Raw genomic sequence first — 11,260 nt, forward strand, 5'->3', positions numbered from 1 at the left:
TATTTGCATACAAAAAGAGTGACTAAACTATTTGACTATGAAAATTTTGATCACAAATGATGATGGGATTTATAGCCCGGGAATATTAGAATTGGCAGAAGTGGCGTCTGAATTCGGAGAGGTGAGAATAGTAGCTCCGGATGTGGAGCAGTCTTCGATGGGGCATGCAGTGACTGCCACTAGGCCTCTATCTTACAAAAGAACACACGTTGGAGATTTTGATGCGTACCGAGTAAATGGTACTCCGGCAGACTGCGTGTCGCTGGGCAGCTTTCACTGGGATAAAGTAGATGTAGTGCTCTCTGGAATCAATTTAGGCCCCAATCTAGGTAACTCCATGTGGCATTCCGGTACTCTCGCTGGAGCTAAACAGGCTGCCTTATTGGGAATCAAAGGAATAGCTTTCAGTACTCCCACTCAAACAGAGGAATATGATTTTTCGAAAATGAGACCTTACACCAGGCAGGTATTGGACTACTTGATCTCTGAGGATGGTCCCAAGCTCGTCAATGTCAATTTTCCTTTCGCTCCAAAAGGTATTATGTGGACCAGACAGTCAGTCCGACAGTATGATGGATTAGTCAAGCCTTCTGAGGATCCTATGGGTAGAAAACATTTTTGGTTTACAGTAGTGCCACTTGAAAACCCCGATGAGGGAACAGACCGGTACGCAATTGAAAACGATTTAGTCTCCATGACTCCCTTAAGTCTTGACCTCACTGATGAGAATCAACTAAAAAAACTGACTAGCCTGAATATGTTCAGCCAAAAACAAATTTAGAAATCCCTATGTTTTGGGGTGTTTTTTTCCTTTTATATGGAAGGACCGCTACAGGTGTTTTGTGTGTCGGTGATTTTTACAAACAGATAAATATAATTTGGGAGATAAAAGTCCAAGGCTTTTATCTCCCTTTTATTTGGTATTAACCTCCTACTACTTCTCCTCCATTGACATGTATAAACTGACCTGTGATATATGAACTGTCTTCACTTGCCAGGAAAACATAAGCAGGGCCTACTTCGCTGGGTTGTCCAGCTCTACCAAGTGCGGTATCCTGTCCAAATTTTTCTACATCGTCAAAGGTTGCCGGTATCAATGGCGTCCAGATCGGTCCCGGAGCTACCCCATTGACTCTGATTTTATCTTTTGCTGCCATAAGAGCAAGAGATCTGGTAAATCCTACTATAGCGCCTTTAGTACTCGCATAATCAACGAGATGCTCACTACCACGATAAGTAGTCACAGAGCTGGTATTGATGATAGTATCTCCTTCTTTGAAGTGGTCTAAGGCCAGCTTGGAGAGATGAAAAAATGAAAAGATATTGGTCTCAAAGGTTTCCTGCAGCTGTTTTTTGGAAATTTTCTGAAGGGCATCCTGAGGATGCTGCACAGCAGCGTTGTTTACCAAAATATTCAAGCCGCCTAGTTGCTCTTTGGTTTCTTTGATCGCTTTTTTGCAAAAGGATTCGGACTTTAAATCACCTTTGATTAAATGGCATTGATGTCCTTCCTTTTCGACTAGCCTCTGCGTCTCTTTTGCATCTTTATCTTCGCTGAGGTAGACTATTGCTACATCAGCACCTTCACGAGCAAAATAAACGGCTACGCTTCGGCCTATTCCACTATCACCCCCGGTGATTAAGGCTTTTTTTCCCTTTAATTTGCCCGCTCCTTTATAGCCTTTTCTGATCACCTCCGGTTCGGGTTTCATCTTACTTTGCTGTCCGGGAAGGGACTGCTTTTGTGCTTTAAATTCTGTTGGTTTAGTCATGGTTTATGTGGTTTTAGGTTTTGAAAATTGCCTGACATCACTTTAGCAATGCCGACTTGATTAAATTAGGAGTTCCTTAGCGCTCGAATCAATCCATCTTTGCTCATTTTACTTCTACCTTCGATTCCAACTTCTTTGGCTTTGTCATACAATTCCTTTTTGCTTCGCTCATCGTATTTTTCGGCTTTGCCACCTTTTTTACCCGAGTTGGGGTCATTTGCGATCCTTGCCGCTTTCTGCTTACTCATTCCTTCTTTCAATAATGCCTCGTATTTTTCATCATTTTTGATGCTTGGGCCGTGGTTCTTTGTCATGACGTTGTGGTTTAAATGTGTAAATGCTTGATTTTGAACTCTTCCAATTGATTAGCTATTCGCCAAAATCATTAATAGTCTGAGTATTAGTCCAAAAAAAACGCCGAGATAGGTAGCCAAGGGAATATTATTTGAATTGGCTTTGAAACATTAAATACCTCCAACCCTAACGGATAAACCCCATGAAATCGAGCATGTCCGAAGCGACACACAGAGGGATGATTATCTCCCGGGCGAGATTCCATCCCGTTTCCTTCGTCACGGGACAGGTTATGGCCTTTAAAAGACAAATCATAAACACATGAAATTTAAGATTATTCAAGAGTTTAAAGAGTTTGCCATTAAGGGCAATATGATCGACATCGCCATTGGGGTGATCATCGGTACCGCTTTCAATAAAGTGGTGGATGTACTGGTCCAAGAAATATTTCTGCCACCGCTTTCCTTTCTCACCAACGGCATTAATTGGGAAAACAAGAAGATTGTTTTACGTGAAGCAGTGACTATAGAAGGTGTTACCCACCCGGAAGAAATAGCTATAGGGTATGGAAAACTATTAGAGGCTACTGTAGATTTTTTAATCATAGGTTTTACTATTTTCCTTGTGGTCAAGCTGATGAATGCTATAAGGAAAAAGGCAGAAGATCCTAAAAATCAGGAAGTAGTCACTCCTAAAAATATTGAGCTACTGAGCAAAATTTCCGATTTGATGGAAAAGCAGGTCCAACTATTAGAAGAACAAAAGCCTAAACAATAAAAAAGAGACTGTCTCAAAAGGACAGTCTCTTATTATGATTTATGATTATTTTAAATCAGGGGCAGGTACTTGGAATCCCAATTTCTTCAAACCTTCCTGAATCTCTGGTGCTCCCATAAATAATCTCCACCCCAGACCTGTTCTATAATTCTCTATCATCGCCACCATAGGACCTTGATCAATTGCCAGGTATCGGGTAGGGAAGTAGTCGTGCTCTGGGCTCATGGCATCATAGAAACCGTATCGGCCAAGTACTTTTTTACCATAATTGTAATAAAGATTTTTGATCACTTTTATGGATTCCTTTGGAGTGTATGGGATGGAGGAAATAGCTGCAGTAGGAGAGATTACTCCGGTGTCATTTCTTGGAAAATGTGCATTGTAACCGTTGATAGAATAGGAGGCGGTAAGTCCCCAGAGATCTTCTCCATAACCAGAATATCCGTTGGGATTTTCCACTGCATGTGCCCGATTGATCAACGTGTGGTTGGTGTTCAACTTTTGATAATCTGCGTACTGATCCGAGAGTCCCATAGGATTCAAACCCAGATAGGAATAGTGAGCCCAGAAAAGTGGCCCGCCTTTTTCTTCTGCGCCGTTATGTTTTAGAATCAAGTCATATCCAAAAGCTTCCTTGTCTGATTTGATTCCTCCGCTTCTTGCCCAGCCTTTGTGATATGCTGCCGTATCTATGGTGTGCGTAGGAGAGGATGCCGCTAGAACATATGTGATCAAGCACTCATTGTATCCTTCCAGAGGAAAGTTCATGTCCCAGGCATACTCCGGTGACCAGTGCCAATACAGCACATCCTGCCCATCTCGTGTGTACCAAGTCCAGTCCATATCCTTCCAGAGTTGATCTATACGCTGCGCAATAGCTTTTTGTCTATCATCTCCATCTTTGAAATACTCCCGTACTGCGATAAGACCTTGCATCAAAAAGGCTGATTCTACCAGATCTCCCCCATTATCTTTCTGTCCAAAAGGCTGGACTTTTCCTGTCTGTCCATTGATCCAATGCGGCCAAACTCCTTTGAATTTGTCTGCTTTTTCCAGGAACCCTACTATTTTTTCAAATCTTGCTACGCCTTGCTCCTTAGAAATCCAGCCTCTTCCCATTCCAGCGATCAATCCAAAAATCCCCATTCCTGATCCACCTGTGGTCACTACATGAGCATCGTTTTGCGGATATTCTCCGTCTATGTGTATCCGCTCAGGAGCTAGACCCGAATTTGGTTCTGCTCCATCCCAGAAGTATCGGAATGTATAAAACTCCACCATGTCCAGAAGTTCTTCATCGGTCATCTTGTGTGTTTTGGTTGCAGCTCTTCCAACGATGGTAGAATCCTCACCAGAATAAGCTCGGATCTCGTAATTCAGATCCAACTCCATCCCAAGGTCATTTACAAAATCCAGGTAAAGGGTGTCTTCCAACACAGCCCGTCTCGTATAGTGATCATCATCCATACTTACCCAAACTCCATAGGAATCTGCCTCTGGGCTTTTGTCCCAAGAGAGTTCCACATGGATATCGTATGGGGTGGCTTTGATGGTATTAGATTTTTCTTCTGCTTTTTGGCAGGCAAAAGAGAGTGCGGCTATCGCGATAAATTGGAGAGAGTAGTATTTCATAGCTTAAAAATTGGGTGAGATTTAGAAATAAAGAAGACTCCCGCCACAGCAAGTAAACGGGAGTCTAAGGGGATTAATACCCCGGGTTTTGGGTGATAGAACCTCCGCTAATATCTATTTCTGACTGAGGGACAGGATAGACTTCATGCTTGCCAGGAGTCCAGGTAATTCCCAGATCCGCAAACACTTCCTGTGCTCTTCCTTGTCTTACCAGGTCAAAGTATCTATGCTGCTCCATCGCCAATTCCACTCTTCTTTCATGGTAAATCGCATCCCGAAGTTCAGCTTGATCAGTAGTAGTCACATCCGGCAAAATATCCTCATTGCCTTGACGCGCTCTTTCACGAACCATATTGACATATTCCAATGCTTGATCTGAATTTCCGATTTCATTGGCAGCCTCTGCAGCGATCAATAGCAAATCTGCATATCTGAAAATACGAATATTTGCACCGCTGTTTCCAAATCCAGATGGTGGTCTCTCCGGCAGCCATGCTTTTCTACTGAATCGAGCATTTTCGCCCATATTCGGATCTGGCATCACTACCTCGCCCGATGGAAGTGTATCTCCTTCATTGATGATGGTTGCTGCAAGTCTCGGGTCATTTTCCTCATAAGCAGCCATCAGATCATCCGATGGGCCATTGAATCCCCAACCGTTGTTTGGATTGCCACGAATCCCTTGAACCTCATTGAACTGAGATCCACCGCCTCCGGCTTCGAGAGCTACAGTGGAAACTTCGAAAATGCTCTCGGAAGAATGTTCTCCTTCTCTTCGGAAAATTCCCTCGTAGTCAGGATAAAGTTCGTATTCACCGCTTGTGATCACTTCCTGAGCCAAGTCATAAGCTTCCTGATACTCGTTTTGGAAGAGATGCACTTTCGCCAGAAATGACTTCGCTGCACCAGATGTGGCACGACCTAATTCCGACGCATCATACTCAGATTTTTCTGGGAGGTTTGCTGCCGCAAAGCTGAAGTCTTCTTCTATGAACTCATAAATTTCCTCTTTAGAAACCCTTGCCTGAGTATATTCATCAGGGTTCAGCGGGCGATCGATCAGCGGAAGATCTCCATAAGTTCTTACCAGAAAGAAGTAGAAATATGCTCTTAGAAACCTTGCTTCACCGATTAGTCGGCTTTTCAATTCCTCATCCATGTCGATTTCAGGCACATTTGCGATCACCTGATTGGCACGAAAAACCCCTTGAAAGTAACCTGACCAGATGCCGTTTACTGCGGTGTTATTTGCGTCAAAGGTGAAGTCATTGATATCCTGAAGGAATCCAGCATCACCTGGTACGGAACCTTTGTCAGCATCATCTGAAGCGATATCCGTAATTCCTATGTAGGAAAACACGTGTACATTGAAATTTCTCAAGTGTGAATAAATGGCATTCACCGCCTGTGTTGCCTGCAGCTCATCCTTGAAGAAGTTTTCTGAAGTCAGTTCTCCTTTGGGAGCCTTGTCCAAATAATCTTCGCAGGAAACTAGTCCAACACTCAATACAACACCGAGTGCTACTGCTGCTATTTTATTGTTAATCTTATTTTGCATGGTTGATTGGGTTTAGAAGCTAGCTGAAATACCGACATTGAAAGTTCTCGCTACAGGGTAAAGACCACTGTCATAACCTGTTCCTATCACTGATCCACCTCCGATTTCAGGAGTATATCCAGAGTATTTCGTCCAAGTGAACACGTTGGTTCCTGAGAGGTAAACACGGAAGTTTTGCACTTTGATCTTGCTCAAAGCAACTTCCGGGAAGCTGTATCCGATTTGAATATTTCTTAATCGGAGGAAAGAACCATCTTCTACAAATCTGTCTGAGACTTCGTAGTTGTGTCCACCGTTAGTGACTCTAGGCTCCGAATTGCTGCTGCCTTCGCCAGTCCATCTGTCCAAGTAGCTTGTTTCAAAATTGTATGTATTGAAACGCGTTTGCTTCTTAGCGTTGTAGATTTCATTACCAAGAGTACCGTTGAAGTCAGCACGTAGATCAAATCCCTTGTAGTCAAACCCGAAATTAAATCCGTAAACCAGATCAGGAATTGGGCTTCCTAAAATCACACGGTCATTGTTATCTACTGACCCATTACCATCTGTGTCTTGATAGATCAAATCACCAGCTACTTCAGGACCTCGCTTAGGAATGGATGATAAGTCAGCTTCGTTTTGGAATACACCTACTGTTTTATATCCATAGTAATGACCGATTGATTGTCCTACGATAGTTCTTGAACCCAAATAGCCACTGATTCCTACGGCTCCGCCGAAAATGGCTTCGTTCCCGTCTCCCAGATCCAATACCTCATTGTTCACGGTAGAAGCTACGATGCCGAAGTTATAGCCAAAATCTCCTTTTGAGTCTCTCCAGTTTAAAGTCAAATCTATACCGGAGTTTTTGACACTTGCAGCATTGACAACAGGGTTGTTTGATGAACCCACATAGGCTGGAATCGGTACGCCAACCAAAATATCATTAGTTTTTCGTTGGTAATAATCCAGTTCCCCTGTAAGCTTCTCATTAAATAATCCAAACTCAAATCCAATGTTTGAGGTCACTGTTTCCTCCCATTTGATAAATGGATTAGCTAATCTGGTCAGCGTGGCACCGTAGATCAAATCTTCATTTGTTCCAAAAACAGCATTTTGGTTGCCGGTCACAACAGGTCTGCCTTCGTAAAAAGCAATTTTATCATTACCTATTTTACCCCAGCTACCGCGAATCTTTAGGTTAGAAAGGAAAGATTGATCTTGCAGAAAAGCCTCTTCAATGATATTATACCCAAGTGCTACAGATGGGAAATTTCCATATCTATTTTCCTTGCCAAAACGGCTAGAGCCATCTCTTCTGAAAGTACCCGTGAAAAGGAATTTGTTTTTGAAGGTGTAATTTGCTCTGAAAAGATAAGAGAGCATTGCCCAGTCACCGGCAGAGTTAGAGTTAGTTTGGGTTGTAAGTTCACCAGCATTCAAGTACCAAAGTGAAGGGTCTTCACCTGGAAGATTCCTTCTTCCGCCTCCAAGAGTTTCTGTATAGAAATCCTGAGTAGTAATACCTCCAAGTAGATTCAAACGATGATCTTCCCATTCCTTGGAGTAATTCAGCGTGTTTTCCCACAGAATATTTCTGTTTCTCAGGTTCTCTACATTCACAGAATTTTCTGGGTTTTGCTGAGTTGGAGAAACGAAGTATACGGGAGTAAAGCTCTTTGAATCCTGGAATGCCAGATCCAATCCTACATTACTACGGAAGGTGAAATTTTTCAGGAATTTCACATCCATAAAGAAGTTACCCACTCCACGGTAATTATTGGTTCTGTTATTTGAATTGTACTCAAACTGTGCCGCTGCGTTTCCCACCGGTGCTGTGTTGGTATAGCTTCCATCAGGCTGAGTTGGGTCAAAAATCGGATAAGCTCTATAGGCATTACCAATTACTCCCGGTTCATTTTGCTGATTGTAGTAGATAAAGGAAAGGTTGTGACCGAAAGTCACCGCTTCGCTCAGCTTGTACTGATTGTTTAATCTGATGGTCAAACGCTCATATTCTGATTCTTTTACTACCCCTTGTTGATTGAAATAGTTTGCACTTAGGTTGAAGCTCGACTTGGCTGAACCTCCATTTGCTCCAATACTAAAATTATTGATTGCCGCATTTCTGAAGATGTAATCTTGCCAATCGGTGCCTTCCCCATACTCATTGACATTATAAATGGGCTCGTTTCCTACATTTTGTTCCAATTCGTTGGCTAGCTGGGCGAATTCCCTGGCATTGACTACATCGATTTGATTGGCGACCTGCTGCACTCCGGTGTAGGCGTCTACGCTGATGCGTGTATCCGTGTCAAATGAACCTTGCTTGGTTGTGACGATGATTACTCCATTTGCACCTCTGGAACCATAGATAGCCGTTGCTGAAGCATCTTTAAGCACTTCCATGGATTCCACATCATTAGGGTTCAGGAAATTGATGTCGTCCAGTAGCATCCCATCGACTACATAGAGCGGAGAGGAATTATTCAAGGTGCCGACTCCTCTAATGCGAACAGTAGATCCTGCGCCCGGTGCACCAGAGTTTTGGGTGATCTGCACACCGCTGACTCTACCTTGGAGAGATTGAGTCACATCAGAAACAGGTAACCTGCTAATATCCTCTGATTTTACACTGGATATGACGCCAGTCAGGTCACTCTTGCGCTGTATCCCATACCCCACAACTACAAATTCATCCAGATCCCCGATATCTTCACCAAGAGTAACATCAATAGTGGACCTCCCGTTAATTGGGGTTTCCACTGTTTCAAATCCTACAAAAGTAAAAACAAGTACTGCATCTTCCGGGACTTCTAATGTATAGTTACCGTCTAGATCAGTGACGGTACCATTGGTAGTTCCTTTAATCACCACATTCACTCCTGGAAGTGGAAATCCAGTGTCATCGACAACAGTACCGCTGACTGGAACATTTTGTCCAAAGGAATCATGGGAGACAAGTAAGGAGAATAGGAGGAGTAGGGATAAAATAAAATGCTTGCTATGTTGCCATGCATTTTCCCTCTCAGGTAGCAATTTTTCCATTTGGCTAATTGGGTTTGGTTATAGTTTTCGTTTACTGCAATCGAAACTTCGAATGCGGTAATTGAAACTATAAACCTCATGTCAAGAAGGGAAATTTTTGCTTCGAAATCGATTGAAAAATAGTAGAAAAACTAACAGTTTCTGATTGGTTATTCCTGCTTTAATTTCATTGAAAAACGGCTTATCTGATTCAATTGAGCCTTTTTTGAAATTTCATTCACGCTTTGTTATCAGGAATAGAACTTCTGTGGATTTAGATGGAAATCAGTTGAGTTCGTGTGATCTTTCCAATACAATGTCTTCCCATTCTGGGTGATTGATTCCTTTCATTTCCAGTTGTAATTTCACCTTCACACGAAAACTACTGATGGCATTTATCCGCAAATCCAACAACTTAGATAGCTCATCCAAAGTGAGTTTATCATGCTCAGAAATCACTGTGTAGGATAGATAAAAAGCTTTCTCGATAGGAAGCCTTATTCCATGGAAAATAGTCCCGGCAGTAGCTGATTCTATATGACCGCAGCGTGAGCACCTACGGTGAAAAATCTTGGAGCTCTTGGAGGATTTTTTATGCTCACAGGCTTTGCAGCTAAAGCCATTTTCCCATTTTACCTGCTCCAGATATCTTAGGCAAGAGCTAGAGTCAGGGAAGATCTTTTGGAAATCTGCGTAACTCATTCGTTTATTCGTAATTCTTGCCTGTAGATTTTCCTTGATTTGGGATTTGAGTTTCCAGATATCCTTATCCAGCAAAGCATTCATGCGCTTGATTTCCTCGTCTTTTTCAAGGATCTGCTGGTTGTATTCTAGCAGTAATTGGTTCTTTTTATCAAGCTCCTGGGTACGTTCCTTTACACGCATTTCCAACTCCTGATTGACTTTGTCCTTTAGTTTAGCATTTGCTTCTGCCTGTCGAAGAGAGCGAAGCAATGCACGATCCCGGTTTTCTTTGAGGATTTTAACCCGATCTCCTAGTGCCAAAGTCAGCAGGAGCATTTCTATCAGGAATGCAATATGTAAACTGTAATATAAGACGGTACTGTGGGGGATGATGGCAGTATGAACTAGGATTTTCAGCGCCACACCAAGGAACAAAATGGCGTAAGCCACCACAAAAAGCCGCGCCACACTGTAGCCCTTTATCCAAACAAATACACTGGAAAACAGGATCAGAAAAAAAGGTACTATGTCATAAATCTGGATTTCCAACAACTTGGGAAAAAAGGCTATGCCCGCAGCGAAAAGAATTGTCTTCACTAGCAGAATGACCTGAAAACTGCGATGCATGCTGGGGAATCTCCTCTTCAAATTGAGGAAGTGAGTGGAGAAAAGCAACGCAAACATTACGATCAAATAGCTGAAAAGACCAGACGCGGGCTGGTTCCAGCCAGGGTGATTAGGCCATAAATATTGAAAAGCAATTCCATCTACGCAGGCTGCAAAAATCCCTACACTCAATAAGTAAAAGACATAATATAGGTACTTGACTTCCTTGATAGCTAGATAAATCAGACCGTTGTAAAGGGAAATAATCAAGATCATCCCATAAAAAATCCCATAGAGAAAATACTCATTTAGGGCATAATAGATGAAGCGATTATAAGAGCGAAAGGCAATTCTTACGTCAGCTTTTTGAGAGGATTTGATCTTGAAATAGTAGGTGTCAGTTCCTGCAGTTTGGTTTGCCACAGGGATTTGGAAGTTTTTATGAGAGAAAACCCGATCGCTAAATGGAGCTTGATCTCCAAGTTTTAATTCTCTGAAACCACCCTCTGTGGGTATGTAGGCCGTGATTTGATCAATGGTCTGATCATAAAATTCCAGAAGCCATTGTTTATTGCTGGTGGGAGTTTTCTGAATTGCTACTTTGACCCAATAGGTGTTTTCGGTAGAGAACTGATGCTTGGTAAAGTCGGAATTGATCTTCAGTTTTCCTGATATTGAACTGGAAAGAATATCGTCCAACTCAAGTTCATTGCTTGCATCTTCATAGAAAGTCAGTCGATCTATGGCATAGATCCGCTCGTCCAGTTGGTCGTTTATCTGAAAGGTGTATGATGAATTTTGGCATTTGCCTTCTATGGTAAGAACTTGGATTATTAGCAGCGCTAAAACAAAAATCCTACTATAAAACTTGACCATCAGAATCTGGGTTTATACCTAATTAGGATCAAAACCAAGGCCACCCTGTTTCCGT

General features: G+C 42.4%; 8 protein-coding genes. 2 read left to right on the forward strand and 6 right to left on the reverse strand.

Annotated features, from left to right (window positions below):
- Window positions 1-37 precede the first annotated feature (37 nt).
- Window positions 38-781: a 5'/3'-nucleotidase SurE gene (gene surE / locus PBT90_RS05735; protein WP_264809444.1), complete on the forward strand. Its 744-nt coding sequence runs from the start codon at window positions 38-40 to the stop codon at window positions 779-781.
- Between the two features lie 142 nt (window positions 782-923).
- Here surE and PBT90_RS05740 read toward each other — a convergent pair whose 3' ends face one another.
- Together PBT90_RS05740 and PBT90_RS05745 are read right to left on the reverse strand one after the other, a co-directional pair.
- On the reverse strand, window positions 924-1,772 hold the full coding sequence (locus tag PBT90_RS05740) for an SDR family oxidoreductase (RefSeq protein WP_270131970.1): 849 nt from the start codon (window positions 1,770-1,772) through the stop codon (window positions 924-926).
- 65 nt (window positions 1,773-1,837) lie between these two features.
- A complete protein-coding gene (locus tag PBT90_RS05745) occupies window positions 1,838-2,086 on the reverse strand; it encodes a DUF7218 family protein (protein ID WP_270131972.1) in 249 nt (82 codons plus the stop codon).
- A gap of 301 nt (window positions 2,087-2,387) precedes the next feature.
- Between PBT90_RS05745 and mscL the strand changes: the two genes are divergently transcribed.
- On the forward strand, window positions 2,388-2,843 hold the full coding sequence (mscL, locus tag PBT90_RS05750; protein ID WP_270131974.1) for a large conductance mechanosensitive channel protein MscL: 456 nt from the start codon (window positions 2,388-2,390) through the stop codon (window positions 2,841-2,843).
- A 45-nt stretch (window positions 2,844-2,888) separates the two neighbouring features.
- Here the strand turns inward: mscL and PBT90_RS05755 are convergent, their stop codons facing one another.
- The 4 genes from PBT90_RS05755 to PBT90_RS05770 form a co-directional block, all read right to left on the reverse strand.
- On the reverse strand, window positions 2,889-4,475 hold the full coding sequence (locus PBT90_RS05755; RefSeq protein WP_270131976.1) for a glucoamylase family protein: 1,587 nt from the start codon (window positions 4,473-4,475) through the stop codon (window positions 2,889-2,891).
- Between the two features lie 73 nt (window positions 4,476-4,548).
- The gene (locus PBT90_RS05760; RefSeq protein ID WP_264809449.1) at window positions 4,549-6,033 is read right to left on the reverse strand and encodes a RagB/SusD family nutrient uptake outer membrane protein; all 1,485 of its coding nucleotides are present in this window, start codon (window positions 6,031-6,033) and stop codon (window positions 4,549-4,551) included.
- Between the two features lie 12 nt (window positions 6,034-6,045).
- A complete protein-coding gene (locus PBT90_RS05765) occupies window positions 6,046-9,060 on the reverse strand; it encodes a SusC/RagA family TonB-linked outer membrane protein (protein WP_270131979.1) in 3,015 nt (1,004 codons plus the stop codon).
- A gap of 264 nt (window positions 9,061-9,324) precedes the next feature.
- A complete protein-coding gene (locus tag PBT90_RS05770) occupies window positions 9,325-11,205 on the reverse strand; it encodes a 7TM diverse intracellular signaling domain-containing protein (protein ID WP_264809451.1) in 1,881 nt (626 codons plus the stop codon).
- Window positions 11,206-11,260 lie beyond the last annotated feature (55 nt).

The sequence above is a fragment of the Algoriphagus sp. TR-M9 genome, from assembly GCF_027594545.1.
GTDB lineage: Bacteria > Bacteroidota > Bacteroidia > Cytophagales > Cyclobacteriaceae > Algoriphagus > Algoriphagus halophytocola.

Coding starts and splice junctions, on each gene's coding strand:
- PBT90_RS05760 (WP_264809449.1), bottom strand. CDS start 6,033: ATGCAAAATAAGATTAACAATAAAATAGCAGCAGTAGCACTCGGTGTT.
- PBT90_RS05740 (WP_270131970.1), bottom strand. CDS start 1,772: ATGACTAAACCAACAGAATTTAAAGCACAAAAGCAGTCCCTTCCCGGA.
- mscL (WP_270131974.1), top strand. CDS start 2,388: ATGAAATTTAAGATTATTCAAGAGTTTAAAGAGTTTGCCATTAAGGGC.
- PBT90_RS05765 (WP_270131979.1), bottom strand. CDS start 9,060: ATGGAAAAATTGCTACCTGAGAGGGAAAATGCATGGCAACATAGCAAG.
- PBT90_RS05755 (WP_270131976.1), bottom strand. CDS start 4,475: ATGAAATACTACTCTCTCCAATTTATCGCGATAGCCGCACTCTCTTTT.
- PBT90_RS05770 (WP_264809451.1), bottom strand. CDS start 11,205: ATGGTCAAGTTTTATAGTAGGATTTTTGTTTTAGCGCTGCTAATAATC.
- PBT90_RS05745 (WP_270131972.1), bottom strand. CDS start 2,086: ATGACAAAGAACCACGGCCCAAGCATCAAAAATGATGAAAAATACGAG.
- surE (WP_264809444.1), top strand. CDS start 38: ATGAAAATTTTGATCACAAATGATGATGGGATTTATAGCCCGGGAATA.